Genomic DNA, 26,891 nt, shown 5'->3' on the forward strand with positions numbered 1-26,891 from the left:
GTAATTTTGGACGAGAATAGTTATGCTGTTCTCGTCACTTCCCTTTATGCCAATATAAGTCTGTTTATATATGAAAGAAAAATAACCGTTATTTTTCTTCTCTCTATTAGTCATGTTAATATAGAGAGAGGAAAGGAACGGTTTTTTTCTGTGAAAAAAATCATTTCAAATTTGTATGGGGAGGTTTCTGATTTGGAAAAAAAGGTCGTATTAGTAGATGGTAATAATATCGCGTATCGTGCTTTCTTTGCACTACCGCTTTTAAATAACGACAAAGGTATACATACGAACGCAATTTACGGTTTTACAATGATGTTAATGAGAATATTAGAGGAAGAAAAACCGACGCATATGTTAGTAGCATTTGATGCGGGTAAAACGACATTCCGTCATAAAACATATAGTGAGTACAAAGGAGGACGTCAAAAGACTCCACCTGAATTATCAGAACAATTCCCGTTTATTCGTGAGATGCTTGATGCATTCAACGTACCGCGTTATGAATTAGAAAATTATGAAGCGGATGACATTATGGGAACGCTAGCGAAAGAAGCGAGTGAACAAGGAGCAAGTGTAAAAGTTATTTCAGGAGATAAAGATTTACTGCAACTTGTTTCTGATAACACGCTTGTATGTATTCCTCGAAAAGGGATTACGGAAGTAGATGAATATACGAAAGAAGCTTTATTTGAGAAATACAGCTTATCACCAAAGCAAATTATCGATATGAAAGGTTTAATGGGAGACCAATCAGATAATATTCCAGGTGTACCAGGAGTTGGTGAAAAAACTGCGATTAAATTGTTAACACAGTTTGGAACGGTTGAAGAAGTGTATGAAAATCTAGATCAAGTAAGCGGGAAGAAATTAAAAGAGAAACTGGAAGCGAATAAGGACCAAGCTCTTATGAGTAAAGATCTTGCTACTATTATTATAGATGCGCCGATTACTGTGCATGTAGATGATATGGAATATAAAGGGTATGAACCGAGCGATGTCATTCCAATGTTCGAGAATTTAGGATTTACATCTCTTTTAAATAAATTAGGTGTTACGCCAGAAGAAACGGCTCCAGCTGAATTAGATGATATTACATTTGATATTGTGGAAGAAGTTACAGAAGAAATGCTTCAGCAAGATAGTGCGCTTATTGTTGAAGTACAAGAAGATAACTATCATAAAGCAGACATTCAAGGTTTTGGTATTCAAAATGAAAATGGTTGCTACTTTATCCAGACAGACATTGCTCTTAAGTCAGACGCTTTTAAAGACTGGCTTGCAAATGGAGAAATGAGAAAGCATACATTTGATGCGAAGCGTGCAATTGTTGCACTGAAATGGAACGGTATAGATATACAAGGGATTGACTTTGATCTATTAATCGCTGCTTATTTACTTGACCCGGCTGACACAGATAAAGATTTCCGTACTGTAGCGAAAATGAAAGAAACGCATGCTGTAAAATCGGATGAAGAAGTTTACGGAAAAGGCGCGAAGCGTGCTGTTCCAGAGCTAGAGGTAGTAGCAGAGCATGTAGCTCGTAAAGTGCATGTATTATATGATGTAAAGCAAACATTCATTGAAGAGTTAGAAAAGAATGAGCAATATGACCTGTTTACAGAGTTAGAATTACCACTTGCGCGTGTATTAGCTGATATGGAAGTAAAAGGTGTAAAAGTTGATACGGAACGTCTTCGTAGTATGGGAGAAGAACTTGCAGGTAGATTAAAGGAAATGGAACAGGAAATTTATAAGCTTGCGGGAACAGAATTTAATATTAATTCACCGAAGCAGCTTGGTGTTATTCTGTTTGAGAACTTAAACTTACCAGTTATTAAAAAGACGAAAACAGGTTATTCTACGTCAGCTGATGTACTAGACAAGCTTATGGATCACCATGAAATCATTCCAAATATTTTACATTATCGTCAATTAGGGAAACTAAATTCAACTTATATTGAAGGTTTATTAAAAGTTGTACATGAAGACTCATCTAAAATCCATACTCGTTTCAATCAAGTATTAACGCAAACAGGTCGATTAAGTTCGACGGATCCGAACTTGCAAAATATCCCGATTCGATTAGAAGAAGGAAGAAAGATTCGTCAGGCATTCGTTCCATCAGAAGAAGGATGGATTATGTACGCGGCAGATTATTCGCAAATTGAACTTCGCGTATTAGCTCATATTGCAAATGATAAAGGGCTAGTGGAAGCGTTCCAACATGACATGGATATTCATACGAAAACAGCTATGGATGTATTTGGCGTTGAAAAAGATGAAGTAAATTCGAATATGAGACGACAAGCGAAAGCTGTTAACTTCGGAATTGTGTATGGTATTAGTGATTATGGTCTTTCACAAAACTTAGGAATTACAAGAAAAGCAGCAGCGGAATTTATTGAAAAGTATTTAGAAAGTTTCCCTGGTGTACAAGAATACATGAATGACGTCGTAAAAGATGCGAAGCAAAAAGGATATGTGGCTACATTATTAAATCGCCGCCGTTACATTCCGGAAATTACGAGTCGTAATTTCAATTTACGTAGCTTTGCTGAGCGTACAGCTATGAATACACCAATTCAAGGTACTGCAGCAGATATTATTAAAAAAGCGATGATTATTATGGCAGATCGTTTAGAAGAAGAAGGATTACAAGCGCGTCTTCTTCTGCAAGTACACGATGAATTGATATTTGAAGCACCAAAAGAAGAAATTGAAAAATTAGAGAAGCTTGTACCAGAAGTGATGGAGCATGCAATTGAACTTGCAGTTCCGCTGAAAGTTGATTATTCTTACGGTCCAACTTGGTACGACGCAAAATAAGGAAGTGATGAAATGCCTGAATTACCAGAGGTTGAAAACGTCAGACGGACACTTGAAAATCTTGTAACAGGAAAAACGATTGAAGATGTTATTGTTACCTATCCCAAAATAGTAAAACGACCGGATGATGCGGAAATCTTTAAAGAAATGCTAAGAGGCGAGAAGATTGAAAATATAAAGCGAAGAGGGAAGTTTTTGCTGTTATATGTAACGAATTATGTTATTGTTTCACATTTGCGTATGGAAGGTAAGTTTTTACTGCATCAAGAGGATGAGCCAATTGATAAGCATACGCACGTCCGCTTCTTATTTACAGATGGAACTGAATTACATTATAAAGATGTGAGAAAGTTTGGTACGATGCATCTCTTTAAGAAAGGTGAAGAGATGAATCAAATGCCTCTTGCTGACTTAGGTCCGGAGCCATTTGATGCTGAATTGACACCACAGTATTTACAAGAAAGATTGCAAAAGACAAATCGTAAAATAAAAGTTGTATTATTGGACCAGCGTCTTTTAGTAGGGCTTGGAAATATATATGTAGATGAAGTTTTATTCCGTTCTCAAATTCATCCGGAACGAGAAGCGTCTTCTTTAACAACAGACGAAATTGAACGAATTTACGAGGCTACTGTTACAACGTTAGGTGAAGCGGTAAAGCGAGGCGGAAGTACAATTCGAACATATATCAACTCACAAGGGCAAATAGGTTCGTTCCAAGAACTTCTAAATGTATACGGAAAAAAAGGAGAACCGTGTGTAACTTGCGGTACGATATTAGAAAAAACAGTAGTTGGCGGAAGAGGAACGCATTACTGCCCAATTTGTCAGCCTAGAATATAGAAAAGAGATAACATCGGATAGGCATTTGTCATATACATACAGCAGAGCTATGTATAAGGGAGGAGCTTACCGATGTACCTTTATTTATCTCTTATTTTATTAGCTTTTACATTAAGCTTAGATAGCTGTAGTGTAGGGCTAACATATGGTTTAAGAAGTGTAAGAATTCCACTAAGATCAATTATAATTATCGGAATGTGTTCAGCGGCTGTTATGCTTGTTTCAATGGGAATTGGACATATGATCGCGAAAATATTTTCACCTGTTATCGCAACGCGTATCGGTGGGCTTGTTCTTATTGGAATAGGAATTTGGGTATTATATCAATTTTTTCGAAGTGAGAAAAAAGAAGAGCCGAAGCAAGAGGAGAAGGTCTGGAAATTAGAGATTGCCTCGCTTGGGCTAGTGATTCAAATTTTACGGAAACCGACTGTAGCAGATTTCGATAAATCAGGCACCATTTCTGCAGGAGAAGCATTGCTTCTTGGTATTGCTCTATCTGTAGATTCATTCGGTGCTGGAATTGGTGCATCTTTATTAGGGTATGCACCGGCTATGATGGCGATATTAGTTGCAGTAATGAGTTCTTTGTTTTTATTTATTGGAATGAAACTTGGAACGGTGTTATCAAATATGAAATGGTTACAAAAATTTACATTCCTGCCTGGGGTATTACTCATTATTATTGGAATTTGGAAAATGTAAGTATGGGCGTGGAACATTAGTTTCGCGCCTTTTATATTGTGAGGAGGATTATGATGACAGTAGTAATTGGATTAACGGGAGGCATTGCCAGTGGAAAAAGTACAGTGTCTCAAATGTTTCGTGAGCTAAGTATACCAGTTATTGATGCAGATATTATTGCGCGAGAAGTTGTAGAACGAGGAAAACCAGCATATAACAAAATTGTAGAAGTGTTTGGAACGGAAATTTTACAAGAAGATGGAGAACTAGATCGTCCAAAATTAGGAAGCGTCGTTTTCTATAATGAAGAAAAACGATTGCAGTTAAATAAAATTGTTCATCCTGCAGTGCGTGAGGAAATGAATAGGCAAAAAGAAATGTACATAAAAGAAGGTATGCAAGCGGTTGTGTTAGATATTCCTCTCTTATTTGAAAGTAAATTAACAAGTCTCGTGGACCGCGTTTTAGTTGTAGCAGTTAAGCCACATACGCAATTAGAACGTTTAATGAAGCGAAATAATTTTTCAGAAGAAGAAGCAACGGCTCGTATTCAATCTCAAATGCCGTTAGAGGAAAAAGTGAAACATGCAGATGGAGTGATAAATAATGATGGCACAATTATGGGAACGAAAACACAATTGCAGGTAATTTTAAAGAATTGGAACATTATTGACTAAAAAATTGTGAAATTAATGAAAATGCTTAGTGACATATCCCCTTTTTGTGTTATACTATTATTGGGATTGGAGATAAATAGTATAACGCATTCAAGGGGGATAACATATTATGACTCGTGTGGCAATTAATGGATTTGGACGTATTGGGAGAATGGTATTTCGTCAGGCAATAAAAGAAAGCGCATTCGAAATTGTAGCAATCAATGCAAGCTATCCATCTGAAACGTTAGCACATCTAATTAAATATGATACAGTTCACGGCAAGTTTGACGGAACAGTAGAAGCATTTGAAGATCACTTATTAGTTGATGGGAAAATGATTCGCCTTTTAAACAACCGCGATCCAAAGGAATTGCCTTGGACAGATCTAGGTGTTGAAGTTGTAATTGAAGCAACTGGTAAATTTAATTCAAAAGAAAAAGCAATTCTTCACGTTGAAGCCGGAGCGAAAAAAGTTATTTTAACAGCGCCTGGTAAAAATGAAGATGTAACAATTGTAGTTGGTGTGAACGAAGACCAATTAGATATTACAAAACATACTGTTATTTCAAATGCATCTTGTACAACAAACTGTTTAGCGCCTGTTGTTAAGGTGTTAGATGAGCAGTTTGGAATTGAAAACGGTTTAATGACGACAGTTCACGCTTATACAAATGACCAAAAAAATATTGATAACCCACATAAAGATTTAAGAAGAGCACGTGCTTGCGGACAATCAATTATTCCGACAACGACAGGTGCTGCGAAAGCGCTAGCAAAAGTTCTTCCGCATTTAAATGGAAAACTTCATGGTATGGCACTTCGTGTACCAACACCAAACGTGTCTCTTGTTGACTTAGTAGTAGATGTAAAACGTGATGTGACAGTTGAAGCTATTAACGACGCATTCAAAACTGTTGCAAACGGTGCGTTAAAAGGCATTGTAGAATTCAGTGAAGAACCTTTAGTATCTATCGACTTTAATACAAATACACACTCAGCTATTATTGATGGTTTATCTACAATGGTAATGGGTGATCGTAAAGTGAAAGTGCTTGCTTGGTATGATAACGAGTGGGGCTACTCTCGTCGTGTTGTAGATCTTGTAACGTTAGTTGTTGACGAATTAGCGAAACAAAAAAATATGCAACATATTTAAGTGAATAAGGGAGAGGGCAAGTAAATATTGCTCTCTTTTTTTAATTTTTTCTGAAAAGGAAAAAAATTATATGAGTATATTTTGGAAAGTGGACATACCACGAAGCGTTGTTATTACTGTATTTGTGAATCATTTATTTTTTTTAGGGAAAAGTAAAGAGGAAAATATGACAGAAAATCGAAAAAACTGTTGTTGCAAAATGAAAATAAACAAAGTATACTAACACTCGTAAACTTAAGAGCTGAGGTACGTAGTCACTACTTAAAGGGTTAGGACCTCTCTGGACTAACTTTCCCCCGTGGTAGTGGAGCAAGCCAAATTGCAAATTAGTTTTCAATTCGAACAGTTAGAATAAATTTACAAGGGGGAACTGTAGAATGGATACTATGGATACGATGGGTCGTCACGTGATCGCTGAACTTTGGGATTGCGATTTCGACAAGCTTAATGACATGCCGTATATTGAACAATTATTTGTGGATGCAGCACTAAGAGCTGGTGCTGAAGTGCGTGAGGTTGCTTTTCATAAATTTGCACCACAAGGTGTAAGTGGAGTAGTAATTATCTCGGAATCACATTTAACAATTCATAGCTTTCCGGAGCACGGTTACGCGAGTATTGATGTTTATACTTGTGGGGATCGTATTGATCCAAATGTTGCTGCAGAATATATTGCAGAAGGTTTAAACGCGAAAACGCGTGAGAGCATCGAGCTTCCTCGAGGCACTGGTAGCTTCGAAATTAAGCAGAGAGAAACAAAAGCTCTTTAAAAAAGAACATAATTGATTTAAAATGTAAAGAGGTGTATAATGCACCTCTTTTTTAGTTTATGAAAAAGGAAAAATATAACGTACTTGTTAGTTAGATAAACTGAGCTCTTACGAATAAGTTAGCATCCTATCTACCATCTTATTTTGAAAACGAGATGAGAAAATAATGTGCTTAAACTTAAAGTGGTAAGAGAGTTAGAATGAGTTATATAATACTGTATATATATTGTCAGATGAAGTAAGTAGAGAAAAAATGAAGAGTATAGTGTAAAGGAGTGAATATATTGCGTTGTCCATCCTGTTCTCATAATGGTACAAGAGTGTTAGATTCGCGTCCGGTAGACGAGGGGCGCTCTATTCGAAGAAGGAGAGAGTGTGAAAGTTGTTTAAGTCGCTTTACGACATTCGAAAGAGTAGAAGAGTCACCACTTATCGTTGTAAAAAAAGAAGGCACACGAGAAGAGTTTAATAAAGAAAAGATTTTACGCGGCTTAATTAAAGCGTGCGAAAAAAGACCAGTATCTTTAAGGCAATTAGAAGAAGTAACTCAAAGTGTGGAACGTGAACTTCGTAATTTAGGGATATCAGAAGTGAAAAGTGATATGATTGGCGAAATTGTTATGGAAGAACTGCGTGATATTGATGATGTTGCTTACGTACGTTTTGCATCTGTATATCGCCAATTTAAAGATTTAAATGTATTTATTGAAGAATTAAAAGATATACTGCAAAAAGAAAGAGAGTAGAATCTGTATTGTATTCTCTTTACATACCGTAAGTAATGAGATAAGAGAGCTAGAAGCGAAAGCTAATAGCTCTTTTTCGCTAAGAAATTATATAATGAAGATAGAACGAATGAAATAGAGGATAGATTGGATGAGAGAAAGGAAAAGCAAGAATGGAAAAACAGTCATGGATGGAGCTATTGCCAATTGATCGTTATAAAGTAAGTGCGAAAGGGTTACTGCATAATTACGACCGAAAAGTGTTAACGATGTTGTATCAGCCGTTAATAGGTAGTAGAGCGTTTAGCTTGTACATGACGCTATGGGGAGAGTTAGAGCAAGATCGTGTGTTTGGAAAAGAGAATACGCATCATTCCCTTATGGTGACCATGCAAATGCAGCTTCCCGAAATATATGAGGAACGGGTAAAGTTAGAGGCAATTGGGCTTTTAAAAGTATATATTAAGAAAGAAAAAGATATTCGAATGTTTATATACGAGCTGCAACCACCTTTATCGCCGAAGCAGTTTTTTGATGATATTGTTTTAAGTATCTTTTTATACAATCGATTGAGTCGGACAAAATATAATCAAGTAAAGCAATATTTCTTAGAAGAAGAATTTGATTTTGTATCTTATGAAAATGTTACACGTTCTTTCAATGATGTGTTTGGTTCGTTTAATCCAGGTCAGCTTGAGCATGCGCAAGAGGATCTTCGTATTCCAAAAACGACAGCTATGCCAAGTAACGAGAAGGGGGACGCTCCGAAAGTTTGGAATGATTTCTTTGATTTCTCCTTATTTGTAGATGGCTTGTCCGCCCTTGTTCCTAAAAAGGCGATTACAGATCAAGTGCGAGAGTGTGTTATCACGCTTGCTTACGTATACGGTGTAGATGTGTTATCGATGCAAAATATCGTTCTTGGTGCGGTGACAGAGATGCAGACAATTGATATTGAAAGGCTTAGAAAAGGAGCACGTGATTGGTATCAGTTCGAAAACGGTCAAGCATTACCAGTATTAAGTGAAAGAGTACAACCTCACGCTGCACGTGTGATGAAAGAGAAAGAGCCTTCTACGCAAGAAGAGATGTTAATAAAACAGTTAGAGGAAATCTCACCGAAACAACTATTGAAAGAAATTTCTGGTGGTGCAGAGGCGACGAAGGCTGACTTGCAAATCGTTGAAGATGTAATGATCAATCAAAAGTTAACTCCAGGTGTTGTGAATGTACTTATTTATTACGTTATGCTACGCTCAGATATGAAACTTGCGAAAACGTATGTGGAGAAGATTGCAGGGCATTGGGCACGCAAAAAGGTCGGTACAGTAGCTGAAGCAATGGCGTTAGCGAAAGAAGAAAACCGTCAATATCAAGAATGGGCTGAGACGAAGAAGAAAGGCCGTACGTCGAAGAAAACGGTCCGAACAGAAATGGTACCGGATTGGCTGAAAGAAGAGCCGAAAGAACAAGAGAAAGAAACAGAAACAGTGAAGAAAGATGTAAGTAAGAAAAAAGATGCAAGTACGTTAGAAGATGAACGAAAACGACTAGAAGAAGTGTTGAAAAAATATAAGCGTGATTAATAGAAGAGAATGAACGCTCTTTGAGGTGAGAAAATGGAGCATATTCAAAATTCATTTGCAAAGTTAATGGAAAATGAAAATTTTAAAAATAGATATGAAGTATTAAAGGCGGAAGTAATGGCACATCCGCGTGTGAAAGAATTTATAGACGAACATAAAGGTGAAGTAACAACTTCTATGATTGAGCGCAGTCTTGTAAAATTATACGAATATATTGGACAAAGTGTAGGTTGCGTAGATTGTCCAGATCTAGGTTCGTGTAAAAACATGCTGCAAGGATATGAACCAAAGCTCGTTATCCAAGGGAAGATGATTGATATTCAATATGATCGTTGCGTTAGAAAAGTAGCATATGACGAGAGGAAGAAATATGAAAAACTCGTTCAAAGTGTATATATGCCAACTGACATTTTACAGGCAACGATGGAAAACTTAGATCCGTCTGATTTAGATGCGCGTATTGATGCAATTGGTGCAGCCAATGAATTTTTAAGTACATATGAACCTGGTAAAAAAGTACAAGGTTTATATTTGTACGGTAAATTTGGTGTAGGGAAAACGTATTTGTTAGGAGCAATTGCGAATGAGCTTGCTCGAAAGAAAATTAGTTCGATGCTCGTATATTTCCCTGAATTTCTACGTGAAATTAAAAGTTCGATTCAAGATAATTCGATTGGGGAAAAGATTGATGCGGTGAAACGCGTACAAGTTTTAATGTTAGATGATATCGGAGCGGAAGCGATGTCAAGCTTTGTGCGTGATGATGTACTTGGTGCAATTTTACAATTCCGTATGTTAGAAAACTTACCGACGTTCTTTACGTCTAACTTTGATTTCAAGGAATTGGAACATCATTTAACGTATACACAGCGTGGTGAAGCAGAACAAATGAAAGCAGCGCGTATTATGGAACGAATTAAATATTTAGCGAAGCCAATTACAATTGGTGGGAAAAACCGACGTCATAAGTAAAGAGTAAGCTGAAAAGCTTGCTCTTTTTTCGTTTTGAACACTTTTCAGACTAGATGAATTGTAAAATGAAAAGTTCTTATGGAAAATTCATTGTAGCTTGTATCATTTTTTTCTCCCTCCCTTAATATATATAAAATTAGCAAGCCATATCGAGTGGATTTTCTAACGATAGGAAATGTAATTCTACTAAGAGTGAACTTCACGCGGGACGGACTCTTATAGGATTTGTAACGTATAGATACAATCCTTTAGAGCGGGGATAAAAGGGGGGACAAAAGTGATTGAAATTTGCTTCGAAGAAAAAAATGATGCTATGCATGTATATAGACAACTACTGAAAAGGGCGGAACTGTTATATAAGGAAACGAGTGTGTATTTACAGGAACAAAAGATTGTAATTCACATACCAGTATGTGAATCGAATTATATTGAAAAGATTTTATTGCCAGTAATGGTGTATTTTATTGTGAATGTAAAGCAAAATGAGTGGATTTATACAATCTTAAAAGAAAAGTTTTTTTATGAGGAACAAGAAGAGTGTCATCAAATATTGCATATGGCACAAGAGATTTTAAAGGGAAGAAGAAAAGGGATTGCTCGTGAATTAACACGTCACACATTTGAATCATATATTAAGTCTTCTTTAAATAATTGGCTTTGTGATCCGCTCTCATTCTCGTTTTCATCATATGTTCGTTTTCGTCTTCGTACATATAGGGAAATGGTAGCTAAGCTTGCTGAAGTGGCGATTGATGAGTATAAGTTGGAGCAAGAATATCAAATGTTTATTGAGACGCTCCGGCAACAAGTACGTAGCCGGAAATCACGTTTGTCCTGTGTGCATCTTATTTTTGATGAAAGTTTTATTTTCTATGATGATAAAGGTAGACGTTTAAAACAGGAGAAATTGGTCCAATATATAGACGAGGAATTATTGAAGCAAAAGGATGTATATATTGACACGAAAGTAATTGCACCACTTCTTTCTATTTCGCCAAAAAAAATTTATTTATATACGAAAGAACAAGATCATAATATGATTATTACTTTGCGAAATGTATTTCAAGAACGGGTCCAATTACATGGATTACATGAGTTTGAGCGCAATGTGAAAAATTTAAAAAATAAAGGTAACGCCCTTGATTTTCTAAGTTTTTGAGCATATAATTACCTACATAAATGAAATATATTGAAATGTCATGATGAGGACATGAGTAGTTTTCTACGATTTTCAGAGAGGGAAGCCTTAGGGTGTGAGCTTCCTAGTACGGGATTATTACTTACCACCTCTAAACTTTAGCAGTGAACGGTTTTTCTAGTAATTGCTAACGGACAACACCGTTATGTTGAACTTGAGCAATTAACAATAAGGTTAATTGGAACAAGGGTGGAACCACGAATTCAACACTCGTCCCTTTTTACGGGATGAGTGTTTTTTATTTTGAGAAAAAGAGGAGTGACCAGTGATGGCAGATGTAGTTAAAATTACTTTCCCTGATGGAGCTGTGAAGGAGTTTCCAAAAGGCGTAACAACTGAAGAAATCGCAGCTTCTATTAGCCCAGGCTTAAAGAAAAAAGCTGTGGCTGGAAAATTAAACGATGAGATGATCGATCTTGTTACACCAATCGAAGAAGATGGTGCAGTTTCTATTATTACATTAGATTCTGAAGATGGCTTATACATTTTACGCCATTCAACAGCCCACCTTTTAGCACAAGCGTTAAAACGTTTATATAAAGATGTTAAGCTTGAGCTTGGCATTGGCCCAGTAATCGAAAACGGCTTCTACTACGATATTGATATGGAAGAAGCAATTACAGTTGAAGACTTCAAGAAAATCGAAAAAGAAATGCAAAAAATTGTGAACGAGAACTTAGAAATCGTTCGCCATGAAGTACCACGTGCAGAAGCACTTCGCCGCTTTGAAGAAATCGGCGATGAGTTAAAATTAGATTTAATTAACGATCTTCCAGAAGATGCGATTATTTCAATCTATGAGCAAGGTGAATTCTTCGACCTTTGCCGTGGTGTTCACCTTCCATCTACAGGGAAAATTAAAGTATTTAAATTATTAAGCGTTGCGGGTGCTTACTGGCGCGGCGATAGCAATAATAAAATGCTACAACGTATTTACGGTACTGCATTCGTTAAGAAAGCAGAATTAGATGAGCACTTACGTATGCTTGAAGAGGCAAAAGAGCGCGATCACCGTAAATTAGGTAAAGAATTAAAACTATTTACTAATAGCCAAAAAGTAGGACAAGGTTTACCACTTTGGTTACCAAAGGGTGCAACAATTCGCCGCATTATCGAGCGTTACATCGTTGATAAAGAAGCGAGCTTAGGCTATGATCACGTATACACTCCAGTACTAGGAAGCAGAGAGCTTTATGAAACTTCTGGTCACTGGAATCACTACCGTGATGGTATGTTCCCATCAATGGAAATGGATAATGAAGAGTTAGTTCTTCGTCCAATGAACTGCCCTCACCATATGATGGTTTATAAAAACGATATTCACAGCTACCGTGAATTACCAATCCGTATTGCGGAACTTGGAACAATGCACCGCTATGAAATGTCAGGTGCGTTATCTGGATTACAACGTGTACGCGGAATGACTTTAAACGATGCGCACATTTTCGTACGCCCAGATCAAATTAAAGAAGAGTTAAAACGCGTTGTAAACTTAACTCTAGAAGTGTACAAAGATTTCGGTTTAGAGAACTACTCATTCCGTCTATCTTATCGCGACCCAGCAGATACTAAAAAGTACTATGCTGATGATGAGATGTGGGAAAAAGCACAAGGCATGTTAAAAGAAGCTATGGATGAAATGGGTCTTGATTACTACGAAGCTGAAGGTGAAGCGGCATTCTACGGTCCGAAACTTGACGTTCAAGTTCGTACTGCTCTTGGAAAAGACGAAACACTTTCAACTGTACAATTAGACTTCTTACTTCCAGAACGCTTTGAGCTATCTTACGTTGGTGAAGACGGTAAACAACACCGTCCAGTTGTAATTCACCGTGGTGTTGTATCAACTATGGAACGTTTCGTAGCCTTCTTAATTGAAGAATACAAAGGTGCATTCCCAACTTGGTTAGCACCAGTTCAAGCACAAGTAATTCCAGTTTCTCCGCAAGTACATTTAGACTATGCGAAGAAAGTACAAGATGAATTACGCCGTGCTGGTATCCGTGTTGAATTAGATACTCGTGAAGAGAAAATTGGTTACAAAATCCGTGAAGCACAAATGCAAAAAATTCCGTACATGCTTGTAGTAGGTGACAATGAAGTAACTGAAAACGGCGTAAACGTACGTAAATATGGTGAGCAAAAATCAGAAACAATCGCATTAGATGCTTTTGTTGATATGATTAAAGTAGAAGGAAAACGATAAGAAAGAGCCGCGGTATACCGCGGCTTTTCTATGTAATATAAGTGAGAAAAATTAGAAAAAATAACCATGTAACACTTATCATAAAAAAGTATTGCAAGTATGTTAGTTGTTTGTTACAATATTTCTTGTTGTTAGTAAAACACATCGCGTCTTCTTGACAGACGTCATGTCCTATGATAAACTCATCAAGGATAATAGAATATTGTTTTGTGGAACAAGTAGAAGCACCCGCTTCTCACCTGATGGACGCATTCGCAGTTAACAGGTAAATGTATTTCTTACTTAAGATTTTACAAGTGTGGGTGTCGTATGCCCGCACTTTTTTTGTCGGGTTCTATGACTACAAAATATGTTCTGAGAAAACCTTGGAGGTGGCTTACTATTAGCAAGGATATGATGATTAACGAGCAAATTCGTGCACGTGAAGTACGTTTAGTTGGCGCAAATGGCGATCAACTTGGAATCAAGTCTCGTAATGACGCTTTAGACTTAGCTGCAAATCTTAATCTTGATTTAGTATTAGTTGCTCCAAATGCGAAACCGCCAGTATGCCGCATTATGGACTACGGTAAATTCCGCTTTGAGCAACAGAAGAAAGAAAAAGAGCAGCGCAAAAATCAAAAAGTAATTAGCATGAAAGAAGTTCGTTTAAGTCCAACAATTGATGAACACGACTTTAACACAAAACTTCGTAATGCTATCAAGTTTTTAGAGAAAGGCGACAAGGTTAAAGCGTCAATTCGCTTTAAAGGACGTGCCATTACTCATAAAGAAATCGGTCAACGTGTTTTAGATCGCTTCTCAGAAGCTTGTGCTGAAGTTAGTACAGTTGAATCTAAGCCTAAAATGGAAGGACGCAGTATGTTCTTAGTTTTAGCACCGAAAAACGATAAGTAATAGATAGAGGAGGAAATACCTATGCCTAAACAAAAAACTCATCGCGGCGCTGCAAAGCGTTTCAAAAAGACTGGATCAGGTAAACTGAAACGTTCTCACGCTTACACAAGCCATTTATTCGCTAACAAATCTACAAAAGCTAAACGTAAACTACGTAAAGCTGGTGTAGTAAGCGCTGGTGACTTCAAACGCATTCGTCAAATGCTTGACAACTTAAAATAAGTTCGGCTGATATATAGAACAATTAGGAGGTAATATTATGCCAAGAGTAAAAGGTGGTACAGTTACTCGTCAACGTCGTAAAAAAGTAATTAAATTAGCAAAAGGTTACTACGGTTCAAAAAATACATTATTCAAGGTTGCTAACCAACAGGTTATGAAATCTCTAATGTATGCATTCCGTGACCGCCGTCAAAAGAAACGTGACTTCCGTAAATTATGGATCACACGTATCAACGCAGCAGCTCGTATGAATGGTCTTTCTTACAGCCGCTTAATGCACGGTCTTAAAAATGCTGGCATCGAAGTTAACCGCAAGATGCTTGCTGACTTAGCTGTTCATGACGAAAAAGCTTTCGCTGAATTAGCAACAGTTGCAAAAAACAACATTAACTAATTAATTAGTTGAAACCTTAGAAGATTTTTCTTCTAAGGTTTTTTTATTTGTATGTAAAGAGAAGAAGTATGTTGTTATTGATATGACAAAAGGAATATAAAAGTAATAGCGATATAGAAGAATATATATATGAAGTCAGGAGAATCCTCCTGGCTTTTTTTTATTATACCCCTTTGGAAAGAAGAGTATCTTTCCTAGGTGAAACGACACTGCTATAATGGAAAGATGATATGGAACTTTCATCAGATAAAATAAATTTTTTATCAGTGGGCAATCCCGGGATAATTATTAACTATCACCAATCGGAGTGAACAATCTAATCGTGATGATTGAAACGTATTTGTAAATTAAGGACAAGCTATTTTGTAAAGAGGTAAATGGCTGACTTATTAATAAGAAACGAAAATAATAATGAACTTTGAGATGAAACAACATTGTTGCGTGAAATGCGATGTTGGAGGAGGACAATAGAATGGACTTACTACAACTATTTAAATTACAAAAAGAATTAGATGACCGTATTGCGAAAGAACATGACTTACAACCGAAAAAGTTGTTAAAAGAAAAAATGTTAGCTCTTCTTGTAGAAATTGGAGAACTAGCAAACGAAACACGTTGCTTTAAATATTGGAGTAACAAACCAGCATCAGAACGTGAAGTAATATTAGAAGAATATGTAGATGGTTTGCATTTTATTTTATCAATCGGAATTGATTTAGGTATTGATAAAAACTTCTTATTCTATAAGTGTGCACAAACGAATAAAACACAAGTAGAAATTTTCTTAGACACATATGCGAAGGTAATTCGTTTTACAGATCAACCATCTATTACGAACTATATTGAATTATTTACAAGCTATCTTCGACTTGGACAAGCGCTTGAGTTTGAACAAGAAGAGATTGAAAAGGCATATTTAGATAAAAACGAAGTAAATCATCAGCGTCAAACACAAGGATACTAATTTAATTTTTGAATATTTCAATTTCGTTTTGTATAATGAAGTGACTGAAGAAAAAGGAGGGTGTTGGCAATGACAAAATTAGACGCGACATTGACAATGCTAAAAGAATTAACAGATGCACGTGGTATTGCGGGTAACGAACGTGAACCACGCGAAGTAATGAAGAAATATATTGAGCCGTTTGCGGACGAACTTTCTACTGATAATTTAGGAAGTTTAGTTGCGAAAAAAGTAGGGGAAGAAAACGGTCCTAAAATTATGGTTGCGGGTCATTTAGATGAAGTTGGCTTTATGATTACGCAAATTGATGACAAAGGCTTCCTTCGTTTCCAAACTGTTGGTGGCTGGTGGTCACAAGTTATGCTTGCGCAACGCGTGACAATTGTAACACGTAAAGGAGATGTAACAGGTGTAATTGGTTCAAAACCACCGCACATCTTACCTCCAGAAGCACGTAAAAAGCCGGTTGACATTAAAGACATGTTCATCGATATTGGTGCTTCTAGCCAAGAAGAAGCGATGGAGTGGGGCGTACGACCAGGAGATCAAGTTGTACCTTACTTTGAATTCCAAGTGATGAAGAATGAAAAAATGTTACTTGCAAAAGCATGGGATAACCGAATTGGTTGTGCAATTGCAATTGACGTATTAAAACAATTAAAAGATGAAAAGCATCCAAACGTTGTATATGGCGTAGGGACTGTACAAGAAGAAGTGGGTCTTCGTGGTGCGAAAACATCTGCAAACTATATTAAACCTGATATCGCATTCGCAGTAGATGTTGGTATCGCTGGAGATACGCCAGGTGTAACGGCAAAAGAAGCGCAAAGTAAAATGGGAGATGGACCACAGATCATTTTATATGATGCTTCTGTTATTGGACATACAGGTTTACGTGACTTTGTAGTAGATGTTGCTGACGAATTACAAATCCCGTATCAATATGATTCAGTAGCGGGCGGAGGAACTGATGCAGGTGCAATTCATATTGCTGTAAATGGTATTCCTTCTATGGCAATTACGATTGCAACGCGTTACATTCATTCTCATGCGGCAATGTTGCACCGTGATGACTATGAAAATGCAGTGAAGTTAATTGTAGAAGTTATTAAACGTCTTGATAAAGAGGCTGTACATAACATTACATTTAATTAATAGAAAAAGCGAAGGAGCCTCTCCTTCGCTTTTTTATGTTTTAAAAAGGTCGTTCTAATCCAGCTGCAGTATGCGCCCCTAAAATTATTAAACGAGTTAATTGCATGGCCATAAAATGCGGGGTATATATCATTCCTCTTTTTAGCCATGACATAATCATCCCGAGGTGAGCACCAGTAACATAACTAATGAGAATATCACGTGGAACCATTAGTTTTTCATCGTTAGGTTGTGAAATAGAGAGGCTTAATGTTAAATGTGTTTGAATTGCTTTCATCATCTTATACGTATAGTTTCCAGCAGCTTTATCACCAAGCATGACGTTATAAAAATTCGCATTTTCTGCAATATGTTCGAACAAAGCAAAGAAACTTGGATGTGGTGAATCAAATGTAAGTTGAAAATCTTCTTTATTTCTATTTTTCGGTTTAATAACCTCTGTTAGCTTCTCTAACATTTCTTCAATGCTTTTGTCTAATAAGTCATATTTATCGTGGTAATGGCTATAAAATGTAGCGCGATTTACAGGAGCACGTTCTGCAATATGTTGAACAGTTACATTTTCAAACCCTTTTTCGCCTACTAAAGCGACAAAAGCATCCTGTATGAGTTGTCTCGTCCGTTTTACACGTGGATCATTTGTATTTTTAATAGACATTTTTATTTCCCCTCGTTTAATTTTCTATACTTAAACAACATATTGGTATTATATTGTTGTTTAAGCGACATTTCATACGTAAATTGTCGGTTGTAGTTTCAAAATAATTATTTATAATTATAAACGATAGTCCTTCAGAAATCAGCACCGCTCGCAGGTAGATAAATTTCGATTTACACCGCAGATGGTGTGATTTTTTTGTTTAAAGGTTAATATAATTAACAATTAAACACTCTAAACAATAAGGACGTAAATAGTTTAGAAAAAAATTATATGCGATATAAGGAGAGGAATGCAATGAATCAGTTTCGAAGAATGGTGATTATCAACATTATCACATTAATTGTACTAGTTGGCGGCGGCATTGGCGGTTATTACTATTACAATCAAGCGGAAAATTATTTAAAAACAGACAATGCAAAAATTGATGGAAAGGTAATTCCGATTGCTTCACCAGTGGCAGGTAAATTAACTGACTGGAAAGCTGAAGTAGGTAAGAATTACAACGAGAATGATAAATTAGGTGCTGTTACTGTAGCGGCAGCTAATGGAGAACAAACAGTAGATGTAACAATTCCACAAAATGCAACAGTTGTACAATCAAACGCAACAACAAATGCTTTCGTTGGAGCTGGTAGCCCGATTGCTTACGCATTCGATATGAACAATTTATGGGTAACAGCAAACATTGAAGAAACAGATGTTGATGATGTTCAAAAAGGTCAAGATGTAGATGTGTATGTAGATGCATACCCAGATACAACGTTAACAGGAAAAGTAGAACAAGTTGGCTTAACAACAGCGAACACATTCTCTATGTTGCCATCAAGCAACGCAACAGCGAACTATACGAAAGTAACACAAGTAGTACCAGTTAAAATTTCTTTAGATCATAGCAAATCAGTAAATATTGTTCCTGGAATGAATGTGACAGTTCGTATTCATAAGTAAGGGGGAGATGAGATGTCCTCAATCGTAATTGCAGGATATGCACTATTTTGTATAATCGTCTTCTTCCTTGTAAATCGTCTTTTACGAAAGAAAAAAACGAACGCGGGAGAAGAACAAGTCCCAGCCGTAAGTAAAATAGAAGTAAGTAAGGTAGAAACAGAAGAGAAAGAAATTGAACACAAGCAAGAATCGGAAATTTCTAATGTAGTTGAGTTGGAAACAGGAAAGCAAGAAGAAGTAAAACAAGAAAAAGAAGTACCGAAAAAACAAACGTCTATGCCTATAGAGAATGTGAACGTAAAAGCAGTTGTAACAGTATTAATTCTCGGTATGTTCGTTTCTATTTTAAACCAAACAATCATAAACGTTGCATTGCCTCCGTTAATGAATGAATTTAACGTATCAACTTCAACAGCACAATGGTTAATTACAGGCTTCATGCTTGTAAATGGTATTTTAGTACCGATTAGTGCCTTTTTAGTTTCACGATTTACGTATCGTAAATTATTCGTAGCAGCAATGTTATTCTTCACGGTAGGATCTATCATTTGTGCTACTTCAGGAAACTTTACAATGATGATGACGGGCCGCGTTATTCAAGCGGTTGGTGCGGGTATTTTAATGCCAGTTGGTATGAATATCTTCATGACATTATTCCCACCTCATAAGCGCGGAGCAGCGATGGGATTACTAGGTGTAGCGATGATTTTAGCACCAGCTATCGGACCAACTGTAACAGGTTGGGTGATTGAAAACTATAGCTGGAACTTAATGTTCTATGCGATGTTTATTATTGGTTTAATTATTACGTTCCTATCTTTAAAATTCTTTACACTAGCTCAGCCAGTGTCTAAAACGAAATTAGATATATTCGGTGTGGTTAGTTCAAGTATTGGACTAGGAAGCTTATTGTACGGATTTAGTGAAGCTGGAAATAATAGTTGGACTAGTGCAGAAGTCATTATTTCACTTGTTATCGGTGTAATTGGTTTAGCGTTATTTATTTGGAGAGAGTTAACAACGGACAATAAAATGCTTGATTTACAAGTGTTTAAATATCCAGTATTTACTTTTACTTTAGTAATTAATGCAATCGTAACGATGGCATTATTCGGAGGTATGCTATTACTTCCAGTATATCTACAAAATATTCGTGGCTTCACGCCAATTGAATCAGGTTTACTACTTCTTCCAGGTTCATTAATTATGGGGATCATGGGACCAGTAGCGGGTAAATTATTCGATAAATATGGCATCCGTCCATTAGCGATAATTGGATTGGCAATTACGACGTATGCGACATATGAATTTACAAAATTATCGATGGATACACCGTATAGCGTTATTATGACGGATTATATTATACGTTCAATTGGTATGTCATTCATTATGATGCCAATTATGACAGCTGGTATGAACGCACTGCCGATGAAATTAATTTCTCACGGTACAGCAACGCAAAATACGTCAAGACAAGTAGCGGGTTCAATTGGGACAGCGATTTTAATTACACTTATGACGCAACAAACAACTGCTCACGTAGCAGATTACGGTAATATGTTAACGACGTCAAATCCAATTTTAGTTGATAAAGTACACGGTATAGGGCAAAGCTTAGCGGCCTTAGCCGGATCAGCGCAAGCAGGAGATGCGATGGGCACGCAACTATTATATGGACAAATTTCAAAGCTATCTGCAATTAACGGTATTAACGATGCCTTCTTAATTGCAACAATACTCGCAGGGATTGCTTGGATGTTATCGTTCTTCTTACCATCAGGCAATAAACCAAATAGAAAAGCAGGGAATTAATTTCCCTGCTTTTTTGTGTTTTTTTACGCAGTTAGATATAAAAGATGATAACCAGTTACGGAGCACAGCCCTGTTATAACCAAAATCGTCCCCATAGAACGAATACTCGATATTTGTTTTCCGCTTATAATAGCTAATAGTCCAGCTAAAGAGAAGAAACACCAATATAAAGTTTCCGAAATTGGAACCAGCCCCTCTAAATCTATTCCAGAACTTATACAAATGATAGGAACAACGATAAGTAATATGCTAATGAAACCAGCTATAATAGTAAGTAATTTACGATGTTTCATGCCAGCAATAAGTAAAAAAATGCCGACGATGAATTCGCATAACATCAAAGTAAGAGCTAAAATCATCCAAGTTAATATTCCAAACACTTTTGCATTACCTCCGATTTGTAGGTTGATAAAAAATATTATATATAGAATGAATCACCTACAGACATGAGCTCCCAGAAGATAACACTTAATATTCCAGTGGTAAAAATAATGAATCCTATATTACGTATACTTTTAATTTTTGCTTGTACTCCACTTACCCCTGCTAATAATCCAGTTAAAGAAAATAGGGTCCAGTAAAGAGCAGTTGGAATCGGGAAAATTGTATCGATATGAATCCCTACACTTAAAAGAACAAAAGGTAGTGTAACAAAGGATAGGCTAAGTAGCCCCATTAAACCAACGAGTAATTTCCGATATTTAATCCCTGTTACTATTAAAAAAATACCACCAGCAATCCCGCATAGTAAGAGAAGTGGCGTAAAAAGCATCCAAATAATACTGAACATATGTAAACTCCTTTATAATAATCAAGTTATATTTTACTACATGAGGTTTATTTTGGATATTATTAATAAATATGTATAAATTGATAGAAATGAGTAGTACCGATACGAATTAATAGATATAGAGCATGTTAGAGAGGAGGGAGCATATGAAAATTACAGAAGAAAATGTTGCGTATCAGCTAAGGAACAGGAACGAAAAAGCATTATATTTTATTATCGACCAGTACGGCGGACTTATAAAAAGTATCGTTCAGAAGCATTTAGCTTCTTTTCAAGATGTGCAAGAGGAATGTGTGGATGATGTGTTATTGGCAATTTGGAATCATATTGAAAAGTATGATGAAGAGAAAAATACGTTAAAAAATTGGATTGCAGTTATTACAAAATATAAATCTATCGATTACGCGAGAAAATATGCGAAGACAGTAAATGAAAAAGGATTAGATCAAATAGGTGAAATAGCGATGCATACTACTCTTGAAAACGAAATTAGTAATGATATGGAACATATATTAAATCATTTAAAGAAGAACGATAAAGAAATCTTTATGAAGCATTACGTGCAAGAGGATAGTGTAGAATATATTGCGGAGAAAATGGGAGTGAAAACTTCTTTTATATACAATCGTCTATCAAGAGGTCGAAAGAAGTTAAGGGCATTATTTTTACATAACCGGATGAAATAAATAAGGAAAGAGGTGAAAGAAATGAAAGATCCATATGAAATGTTAAATGATATAAAAATGGATGAGAATGAATATGAAGAGATTAACTTAACTCACATAGAGAAAAAGAAAATGAAAAAGCGAATTCGTAAAAAAATAAAAACGAACAAAGCTCATACGAAACGGAATGTAACTATTGTAACATCTGCTGCGGCATTATTTATCATGATGATGACTGTAGATATGAGAAGGATGATTGCAGATATACCGTTAATCGGAAGTAAAATGGAAGACTACGTAAACAGTAGAGGAGAACCTTTAAAAGAATATACAACGACAATAGGACAAACAGTTTATGATAACGGTGTAGAAGTGCGGTTAGATGAAGTGATGATAGATGAAGGGCAGATTATTGTTAATAGTACGTTTAAGTCTAGTCGTATTAATTTAGAAGAGTCCCATCCTAGTCCTGATATTTATATAAATGGAAAACTGTTAAATGGCAGTGGTACTGGCGGAGACAAAAAAATAAACGAGTATACGTATACATTTTTCTCAAATGTAGATTTAAAAGATGATGAAATGAATCCTCTAGAAATTCGTGGAGAATGTGATATACAAGTTGTGTATAGGGATATTGTTTTGGAACAGGGGAAATCAACATGGAAAGGAGAATGGGGCTTTTCCTTTAAAGCATCTGGAGACAAATTAAAAGCTGAAACGAGAACAATCCCAATCCGTAAACATTTTAAATTAGAAAATGGTCAAAAAATAGAAGTGGAAGATTTAAAAGTTTCTCCTATATCTACAAAGTTGAACTATAAGATGTTGAACGGAACAAAGGTAGACGTAACATTTATCGGGAAGGATCAAGATGGTAAAGAGTTAAAACTAGATTCTGGCCTTACCTTATCAAAAAATAGTTATTGGCGATTTGAAAAGCTAGAAGATCGTGTAACAAAAATTATACTGACGCCTGTTCTAACTTCTGGTGAAGAAGGAGAAAAGAAAACGGATTATCGAAAAGTGTTAACGGAAGAAGAGTTTGAAGTTGTTATAAAAGAGTAAAGAGAGGTATCGTGATGATACCTCTCTTTATCCTAAAAAGGCTAACATATTATTCATAATATGAAGTAATATAGCTGGAATAATGGATTTTGTTTTTTTACATAAAATCGCCATAAATAGACCCATGATGAACATACTAAACATCACACCAGTTGAGTATATATGACCTATTCCGAAGAGGAAACTAGACCCAAGTGCTGCAATCCAAAAGGGGAAGCGCTGTTGTAGGAAGTGAAGAATAATACCGCGGACTATAAGTTCTTCAAAAATAGGTACAAGTATAGCGCCACCTATCAGCAATAACAGTTTGTATTGTTTTAACATTTCTAGGTCTAAAGCGGATGACTGTTCATTTACCGCATCAGGAAAAATATTATTAATTATAAATATATCATTAACGATATGTAGCCCGTAAAAAAGGATTATATAGATGTATGTGCTTACTTTTTTTAATGCTGTAAAGTTTAGTGTTGGGACAATTAAATTTCTTAACGGTTTATATGCATAAATTAAAATTAATAAAATGCACAATACAAATAAATGCCTTCCAAAAGTAGTAAGTGATTTTGCTAAAGCAATTTGTTTTGGATCGGTTAAACCTTCTGTATAAATAACGGTAGGAAGACCTATAAAGAGGTCAGCTAGAAATCCTGTTCCCCAAATCGCGAAAACAAGCGAAAATAGAAATTGCGAGAGTGACATAGGATGCTTTTGTGGGTAAGTTAGTTGCGTGGCTTGTATAATAGTGAATCACCTATCCTTTTATATTTAATAATTATATATAAAGATTATAGGATATTTATACAAAAAAGTCATCATTGTAGTAAAAAAGATATGTTGAAGCTACTATTTACAGACAGTAATAATTTTATATTGATGTTCTGTACAAATGGTTTGTCTAAAAGTGTTAACAGAAGAGTTTATAATTGTGATAAAAGAGTAAAGAGAGGTATTGTGATACCTCTCTCTTAAGGTAAAAAAGCAATTATGTTGGTCAAAATATGTAATATTATAGCTGGAATAATAGATTTAGTTTGTTTGTATAATAAACAAGCGAAAATTCCAGTAACAAATGCACTAAACATAACTCCCACAGAGTACGTATGAGCAATACCGAAAATTAAACTTGAGAGGATTACAGCTGGCCAAAAGGTAAACTTCTCTTCGAAAAAACGAAGAAGAATACCTCTGCATACAAGCTCTTCAAAAATAGGTGCAAAAATTCCACCAGCTAGAAGTAAGAGAAGTGGATAGTGGTCTAGTGTTGAAAGTTGTAATGCATCAGACTGTTCTTGTACGGATGAAGGGAATAATTTATCTAGCACAAACATATCTACAAATAAGGTGAGTACATAATAAATGAGAACATAGATGTACATCCGAAAAGATTTTAAAACTCGAAAATCGAATATAGGTAATACTAGTTCTTTCAGTGGTTTATATTTCGTGATAAATGCAATTAGTAAAAGTAAGGCAACTAATTCATAACTTACATTTTCTATAGAATCAAGCAAAAATTTATTTGTATTTGGGTTAATGTATCCATATAACTCAATAGGTAAAAATGTAAGGATTATATTTATTAATGAGAGACATGGAAAGAGAATGAATAAAACTCCAAGAAATTGTAACCATGACATAGAGTATTTCTGTTCATTAGAAAGTTGTATAGCGGGTTGCATATGTAGAATCCCCCCTTTATATTTGTATATTTAATTATAAATTATCTTGTTTTCAGGTGTAACATTTAAATATTACATATAAAGGTGTATTTTCTATAAAATAATAAAAGAGGTATCACCCTATAGTGATGCCTCTTTCTCATTGATAACTATGTTCTGTTTTGTTGTTTGATTTCGATTGCTCTATTTGTAATTCACGCTCTACCAATCGATCTAACTGTTGAATTGCTTTTAGCGCTTTTTCATAGGAAATTGTTCGATAATGATGCGCTCCGCCCGGTTCTTCATCTGCTTCATCCGCCCATTTAATAATGTTTTGAAGAGATGTTCTTTCAATTTCTTGTTCTACTAAGAAAGAATCTGTATGAAGGAGAATTGCGATAGAAATTTCTTTTGCTAGTTTCGGATGTTCTCCTAATCTAATAAGTAATTTATGAGCTCTTTCTGCGCCTTTAATTGCGTGTATATCATTCTTTTTATATAAATCATAGTCCCATTCGCCGCCTGTGTACCATGTATGATGTCCGATATCATGAAGGAAACCAGCTTTTGTCGCAGCATCGACTGAGGCGTGATGCTTTTTAGCTAAGTGAAACGCATGGTAAGCGACAGCAATCGCGTGGACCATCCCAGAACGATTTACGTATTTTTGTGTAATATGGTGTTTAAAAATTTGTTCAAGCGTAATACGGTGCATAAAACATTCACTCCTTTTATCTTATGGTGTATATGAAGAAAAATCGATCGGTTTAAATGTATTTTGAACATTGTACTCCATCATAGTTCGTTAGTAAAGTAGAAATGTTTAGGAGAAGAAAAATTTTTCCGTGAAAAAAATCACCTTTGCTTATGCGAAGGTGATTTTTAAATTGCTTATTTTTTTAATCCTTGCTCCAGTGTTTCTAACATTTCGTGCTTTTCATTTTCATCAGCGTTTTTCCAAATGACTTCAAATAAAACCCCAAGACCTGGAAGCATTTTTTCTTCACCGCTTTGAATTGCATCGACGATTGTTTCTTGTAATTGATCTTGTGAATTTCCAGATACATTCGCTAATACGGCACCGCGTAAATTAAAACTCATTATTTTCACCTCTTCTTCAGAATTAAAACTGACGTTAGTTTTTGTTCTTTTTTATGTAAATATGTATGAAAAATAGGCTATAATGATAAGACAAGAAGAGAGGGAAATACATATTATGAAAAACATTGATTCAGTACAAAATCCGCGTGTGAAGCAGTGGAAAAAGCTGCAGACGAAAAAAGAGCGCGATAAAAAAGGTTTATTTTTTGTTGAAGGATTCCACTTAGTGGAGGAAGCTTTAAAGGCAGGAGTTGTAACAGAACTTATCGTTTCAGATCAGACAGACCTTCCGAAAGATTGGACAGTTAATGATGTGGAAATGTATATTGTGCCTGAAGCAATCGTAAAAGTACTTCGTGAAACAGAAACGACGCAAGGTGTATTTGCTGTTTGTGAGAAACACGAGAGTGAAGTAGCTCTTACTGATGGGAAGTTTCTTCTATTAGATGGCCTGCAAGACCCAGGTAATTTAGGGACAATTATTCGTACAGCTGATGCAGCTGGTATTCATGCCGTTGTGCTTGGAGAAGGATGCGTTGATGCATATAATAGTAAAGTGCTTCGTTCTACACAAGGTTCTATTTTCCACTTACCAGTTGTAAAAGGGAACTTAGAAGAATGGGTAGATAAGTTAAAAGAAAATAACGTTCCTGTATATGGAACAGCTCTTGAAAATGGAGTTCCCTATGGTGAAGTAACACCAACCGGTAGCTTTGCATTAATTGTAGGAAATGAAGGAAGCGGCGTAAGCCAAGAAATTCTTACAAAAACGGATCAAAACTTGTATATTCCGATTTACGGCGGGGCAGAATCATTAAATGTTGCGGTTGCAGCAGGGATTTTAACGTATTATTTACAAAGCCCAGTTGCGAACAAATAAAAAACTTCTTATAATAAGTTGAAGTACATTATATTAAAAGTTAAA

Annotated in this window: 28 protein-coding genes and 2 other annotated features; of the genes, 21 read left to right on the plus strand and 7 right to left on the minus strand. The window is 35.8% G+C overall.

The annotated features are described in order from the left end of the window. The first annotated feature begins 192 nt into the window (after positions 1 to 192). The 16 genes from polA to DN390_RS03925 all read left to right on the plus strand — a co-directional run bounded on the left by polA (position 193) and on the right by DN390_RS03925 (position 17,257). Positions 193 to 2,826: a DNA polymerase I gene (gene polA, locus DN390_RS03850; RefSeq protein ID WP_147806643.1), complete on the plus strand. Its 2,634-nt coding sequence runs from the start codon at positions 193 to 195 to the stop codon at positions 2,824 to 2,826. Positions 2,827 to 2,838: 12 nt separating this feature from the next. Beyond that, entirely contained in the window at positions 2,839 to 3,669 is an 831-nt protein-coding gene (gene mutM / locus DN390_RS03855) for a DNA-formamidopyrimidine glycosylase (protein ID WP_097952008.1), read from the plus strand. A 72-nt stretch (positions 3,670 to 3,741) separates the two neighbouring features. Next, positions 3,742 to 4,374 (plus strand): sporulation membrane protein YtaF, encoded by a 633-nt coding sequence (gene ytaF / locus DN390_RS03860; RefSeq protein ID WP_000281740.1) that lies wholly within the window; start codon positions 3,742 to 3,744, stop codon positions 4,372 to 4,374. Positions 4,375 to 4,427: 53 nt separating this feature from the next. Further along, positions 4,428 to 5,030: a dephospho-CoA kinase gene (coaE, locus tag DN390_RS03865; RefSeq protein WP_147806644.1), complete on the plus strand. Its 603-nt coding sequence runs from the start codon at positions 4,428 to 4,430 to the stop codon at positions 5,028 to 5,030. 109 nt (positions 5,031 to 5,139) lie between these two features. After that, positions 5,140 to 6,168 (plus strand): glyceraldehyde-3-phosphate dehydrogenase, encoded by a 1,029-nt coding sequence (locus DN390_RS03870; protein WP_060632489.1) that lies wholly within the window; start codon positions 5,140 to 5,142, stop codon positions 6,166 to 6,168. Positions 6,169 to 6,554: 386 nt separating this feature from the next. Next, entirely contained in the window at positions 6,555 to 6,938 is a 384-nt protein-coding gene (speD, locus tag DN390_RS03875) for an adenosylmethionine decarboxylase (protein WP_002003660.1), read from the plus strand. A gap of 284 nt (positions 6,939 to 7,222) precedes the next feature. Further along, positions 7,223 to 7,684 carry a transcriptional regulator NrdR gene (gene nrdR, locus DN390_RS03880; protein ID WP_001203687.1) on the plus strand — a complete coding sequence of 154 codons (462 nt, stop codon included), beginning with the start codon at positions 7,223 to 7,225 and terminating at the stop codon, positions 7,682 to 7,684. 152 nt (positions 7,685 to 7,836) lie between these two features. Next, a complete protein-coding gene (locus DN390_RS03885; protein ID WP_097952010.1) occupies positions 7,837 to 9,249 on the plus strand; it encodes a replication initiation and membrane attachment family protein in 1,413 nt (470 codons plus the stop codon). 33 nt (positions 9,250 to 9,282) lie between these two features. Continuing rightward, complete coding sequence (gene dnaI / locus DN390_RS03890; protein WP_097952011.1) at positions 9,283 to 10,221, plus strand: primosomal protein DnaI; 939 nt, start codon at positions 9,283 to 9,285, stop codon at positions 10,219 to 10,221. A gap of 277 nt (positions 10,222 to 10,498) precedes the next feature. Next, on the plus strand, positions 10,499 to 11,380 hold the full coding sequence (gene ytxC / locus DN390_RS03895) for a putative sporulation protein YtxC (RefSeq protein WP_147806645.1): 882 nt from the start codon (positions 10,499 to 10,501) through the stop codon (positions 11,378 to 11,380). A 31-nt stretch (positions 11,381 to 11,411) separates the two neighbouring features. Then, positions 11,412 to 11,640, plus strand: a binding site (T-box leader). Positions 11,641 to 11,687: 47 nt separating this feature from the next. Continuing rightward, entirely contained in the window at positions 11,688 to 13,625 is a 1,938-nt protein-coding gene (gene thrS, locus DN390_RS03900) for a threonine--tRNA ligase (RefSeq protein ID WP_060632485.1), read from the plus strand. A gap of 210 nt (positions 13,626 to 13,835) precedes the next feature. Then, positions 13,836 to 13,956 (plus strand) — a sequence feature (ribosomal protein L20 leader region). A gap of 62 nt (positions 13,957 to 14,018) precedes the next feature. Further along, positions 14,019 to 14,522 carry a translation initiation factor IF-3 gene (infC, locus tag DN390_RS03905; protein WP_000973215.1) on the plus strand — a complete coding sequence of 168 codons (504 nt, stop codon included), beginning with the start codon at positions 14,019 to 14,021 and terminating at the stop codon, positions 14,520 to 14,522. A gap of 21 nt (positions 14,523 to 14,543) precedes the next feature. Further along, positions 14,544 to 14,744 carry a 50S ribosomal protein L35 gene (gene rpmI / locus DN390_RS03910; RefSeq protein ID WP_001125945.1) on the plus strand — a complete coding sequence of 67 codons (201 nt, stop codon included), beginning with the start codon at positions 14,544 to 14,546 and terminating at the stop codon, positions 14,742 to 14,744. 37 nt (positions 14,745 to 14,781) lie between these two features. Further along, positions 14,782 to 15,138 (plus strand): 50S ribosomal protein L20, encoded by a 357-nt coding sequence (gene rplT, locus DN390_RS03915; protein WP_001138362.1) that lies wholly within the window; start codon positions 14,782 to 14,784, stop codon positions 15,136 to 15,138. A 472-nt stretch (positions 15,139 to 15,610) separates the two neighbouring features. Further along, positions 15,611 to 16,102 carry a dUTP diphosphatase gene (locus tag DN390_RS03920; protein ID WP_000365050.1) on the plus strand — a complete coding sequence of 164 codons (492 nt, stop codon included), beginning with the start codon at positions 15,611 to 15,613 and terminating at the stop codon, positions 16,100 to 16,102. A gap of 69 nt (positions 16,103 to 16,171) precedes the next feature. Beyond that, positions 16,172 to 17,257, plus strand: coding sequence for a M42 family metallopeptidase (locus DN390_RS03925; RefSeq protein WP_060632484.1), 1,086 nt, complete (start codon positions 16,172 to 16,174; stop codon positions 17,255 to 17,257). Positions 17,258 to 17,297: 40 nt separating this feature from the next. On the opposite strand, the gene DN390_RS03930 is transcribed toward DN390_RS03925, so the two are convergent. Next, a complete protein-coding gene (locus tag DN390_RS03930) occupies positions 17,298 to 17,915 on the minus strand; it encodes a TetR/AcrR family transcriptional regulator (RefSeq protein WP_060632483.1) in 618 nt (205 codons plus the stop codon). Between the two features lie 297 nt (positions 17,916 to 18,212). Here DN390_RS03930 and DN390_RS03935 point away from each other — a divergent pair, with 297 nt between their 5' ends. After that, complete coding sequence (locus DN390_RS03935) at positions 18,213 to 18,866, plus strand: HlyD family secretion protein (RefSeq protein ID WP_001071404.1); 654 nt, start codon at positions 18,213 to 18,215, stop codon at positions 18,864 to 18,866. A 12-nt stretch (positions 18,867 to 18,878) separates the two neighbouring features. Then, a complete protein-coding gene (locus DN390_RS03940; RefSeq protein ID WP_147806646.1) occupies positions 18,879 to 20,678 on the plus strand; it encodes a DHA2 family efflux MFS transporter permease subunit in 1,800 nt (599 codons plus the stop codon). Positions 20,679 to 20,701: 23 nt separating this feature from the next. On the opposite strand, the gene DN390_RS03945 is transcribed toward DN390_RS03940, so the two are convergent. Both DN390_RS03945 and DN390_RS03950 read right to left on the minus strand, forming a co-directional pair. Continuing rightward, entirely contained in the window at positions 20,702 to 21,058 is a 357-nt protein-coding gene (locus DN390_RS03945) for an ammonia permease (RefSeq protein WP_147806647.1), read from the minus strand. Between the two features lie 38 nt (positions 21,059 to 21,096). Then, positions 21,097 to 21,468, minus strand: a complete 372-nt coding sequence (locus DN390_RS03950) for a DNA-binding protein (RefSeq protein ID WP_147806648.1) — start codon at positions 21,466 to 21,468, stop codon at positions 21,097 to 21,099. Positions 21,469 to 21,614: 146 nt separating this feature from the next. Here DN390_RS03950 and DN390_RS03955 point away from each other — a divergent pair, with 146 nt between their 5' ends. Beyond that, positions 21,615 to 22,154: a sigma-70 family RNA polymerase sigma factor gene (locus DN390_RS03955; RefSeq protein WP_147806649.1), complete on the plus strand. Its 540-nt coding sequence runs from the start codon at positions 21,615 to 21,617 to the stop codon at positions 22,152 to 22,154. A gap of 21 nt (positions 22,155 to 22,175) precedes the next feature. After that, positions 22,176 to 23,201, plus strand: coding sequence for a DUF4179 domain-containing protein (locus DN390_RS03960; RefSeq protein ID WP_147806650.1), 1,026 nt, complete (start codon positions 22,176 to 22,178; stop codon positions 23,199 to 23,201). A 27-nt stretch (positions 23,202 to 23,228) separates the two neighbouring features. Here the strand turns inward: DN390_RS03960 and DN390_RS03965 are convergent, their stop codons facing one another. The 4 genes from DN390_RS03965 to sspI form a co-directional block, all read right to left on the minus strand. Next, the gene (locus tag DN390_RS03965) at positions 23,229 to 23,903 is read right to left on the minus strand and encodes a CPBP family intramembrane glutamic endopeptidase (protein ID WP_147806651.1); all 675 of its coding nucleotides are present in this window, start codon (positions 23,901 to 23,903) and stop codon (positions 23,229 to 23,231) included. Positions 23,904 to 24,169: 266 nt separating this feature from the next. After that, positions 24,170 to 24,883, minus strand: a complete 714-nt coding sequence (locus DN390_RS03970) for a CPBP family intramembrane glutamic endopeptidase (RefSeq protein WP_147806652.1) — start codon at positions 24,881 to 24,883, stop codon at positions 24,170 to 24,172. A 139-nt stretch (positions 24,884 to 25,022) separates the two neighbouring features. Then, on the minus strand, positions 25,023 to 25,580 hold the full coding sequence (locus tag DN390_RS03975) for an HD domain-containing protein (RefSeq protein ID WP_000554789.1): 558 nt from the start codon (positions 25,578 to 25,580) through the stop codon (positions 25,023 to 25,025). Between the two features lie 176 nt (positions 25,581 to 25,756). Further along, positions 25,757 to 25,966 carry a small acid-soluble spore protein SspI gene (sspI, locus tag DN390_RS03980; protein ID WP_000009509.1) on the minus strand — a complete coding sequence of 70 codons (210 nt, stop codon included), beginning with the start codon at positions 25,964 to 25,966 and terminating at the stop codon, positions 25,757 to 25,759. 82 nt (positions 25,967 to 26,048) lie between these two features. On the opposite strand from sspI, the gene DN390_RS03985 reads away from it, so the two are divergent. Beyond that, positions 26,049 to 26,846, plus strand: coding sequence for a TrmH family RNA methyltransferase (locus tag DN390_RS03985; RefSeq protein WP_147806653.1), 798 nt, complete (start codon positions 26,049 to 26,051; stop codon positions 26,844 to 26,846). Positions 26,847 to 26,891: the final 45 nt, after the last annotated feature.

Source organism: Bacillus sp. SH7-1 (genome assembly GCF_008042405.1).
Classification (GTDB): Bacteria; Bacillota; Bacilli; order Bacillales; family Bacillaceae_G; genus Bacillus_A; species Bacillus_A thuringiensis_N.

Excerpts from the sequence above, each read along its gene's own strand:
- mutM (WP_097952008.1), top strand. The coding sequence starts at position 2,839 with ATGCCTGAATTACCAGAGGTTGAAAACGTCAGACGGACACTTGAAAAT.
- ytaF (WP_000281740.1), top strand. The coding sequence starts at position 3,742 with ATGTACCTTTATTTATCTCTTATTTTATTAGCTTTTACATTAAGCTTA.
- coaE (WP_147806644.1), top strand. The coding sequence starts at position 4,428 with ATGACAGTAGTAATTGGATTAACGGGAGGCATTGCCAGTGGAAAAAGT.
- DN390_RS03870 (WP_060632489.1), top strand. The coding sequence starts at position 5,140 with ATGACTCGTGTGGCAATTAATGGATTTGGACGTATTGGGAGAATGGTA.
- speD (WP_002003660.1), top strand. The coding sequence starts at position 6,555 with ATGGATACGATGGGTCGTCACGTGATCGCTGAACTTTGGGATTGCGAT.
- DN390_RS03885 (WP_097952010.1), top strand. The coding sequence starts at position 7,837 with ATGGAAAAACAGTCATGGATGGAGCTATTGCCAATTGATCGTTATAAA.
- dnaI (WP_097952011.1), top strand. The coding sequence starts at position 9,283 with ATGGAGCATATTCAAAATTCATTTGCAAAGTTAATGGAAAATGAAAAT.
- thrS (WP_060632485.1), top strand. The coding sequence starts at position 11,688 with ATGGCAGATGTAGTTAAAATTACTTTCCCTGATGGAGCTGTGAAGGAG.
- infC (WP_000973215.1), top strand. The coding sequence starts at position 14,019 with ATGATGATTAACGAGCAAATTCGTGCACGTGAAGTACGTTTAGTTGGC.
- rpmI (WP_001125945.1), top strand. The coding sequence starts at position 14,544 with ATGCCTAAACAAAAAACTCATCGCGGCGCTGCAAAGCGTTTCAAAAAG.
- rplT (WP_001138362.1), top strand. The coding sequence starts at position 14,782 with ATGCCAAGAGTAAAAGGTGGTACAGTTACTCGTCAACGTCGTAAAAAA.
- DN390_RS03920 (WP_000365050.1), top strand. The coding sequence starts at position 15,611 with ATGGACTTACTACAACTATTTAAATTACAAAAAGAATTAGATGACCGT.
- DN390_RS03925 (WP_060632484.1), top strand. The coding sequence starts at position 16,172 with ATGACAAAATTAGACGCGACATTGACAATGCTAAAAGAATTAACAGAT.
- DN390_RS03930 (WP_060632483.1), bottom strand. The coding sequence starts at position 17,915 with ATGTCTATTAAAAATACAAATGATCCACGTGTAAAACGGACGAGACAA.
- DN390_RS03935 (WP_001071404.1), top strand. The coding sequence starts at position 18,213 with ATGAATCAGTTTCGAAGAATGGTGATTATCAACATTATCACATTAATT.
- DN390_RS03940 (WP_147806646.1), top strand. The coding sequence starts at position 18,879 with ATGTCCTCAATCGTAATTGCAGGATATGCACTATTTTGTATAATCGTC.
- DN390_RS03950 (WP_147806648.1), bottom strand. The coding sequence starts at position 21,468 with ATGTTCAGTATTATTTGGATGCTTTTTACGCCACTTCTCTTACTATGC.
- DN390_RS03955 (WP_147806649.1), top strand. The coding sequence starts at position 21,615 with ATGAAAATTACAGAAGAAAATGTTGCGTATCAGCTAAGGAACAGGAAC.
- DN390_RS03960 (WP_147806650.1), top strand. The coding sequence starts at position 22,176 with ATGAAAGATCCATATGAAATGTTAAATGATATAAAAATGGATGAGAAT.
- DN390_RS03965 (WP_147806651.1), bottom strand. The coding sequence starts at position 23,903 with ATGTCACTCTCGCAATTTCTATTTTCGCTTGTTTTCGCGATTTGGGGA.
- DN390_RS03970 (WP_147806652.1), bottom strand. The coding sequence starts at position 24,883 with ATGCAACCCGCTATACAACTTTCTAATGAACAGAAATACTCTATGTCA.
- DN390_RS03975 (WP_000554789.1), bottom strand. The coding sequence starts at position 25,580 with ATGCACCGTATTACGCTTGAACAAATTTTTAAACACCATATTACACAA.
- sspI (WP_000009509.1), bottom strand. The coding sequence starts at position 25,966 with ATGAGTTTTAATTTACGCGGTGCCGTATTAGCGAATGTATCTGGAAAT.
- DN390_RS03985 (WP_147806653.1), top strand. The coding sequence starts at position 26,049 with ATGATAAGACAAGAAGAGAGGGAAATACATATTATGAAAAACATTGAT.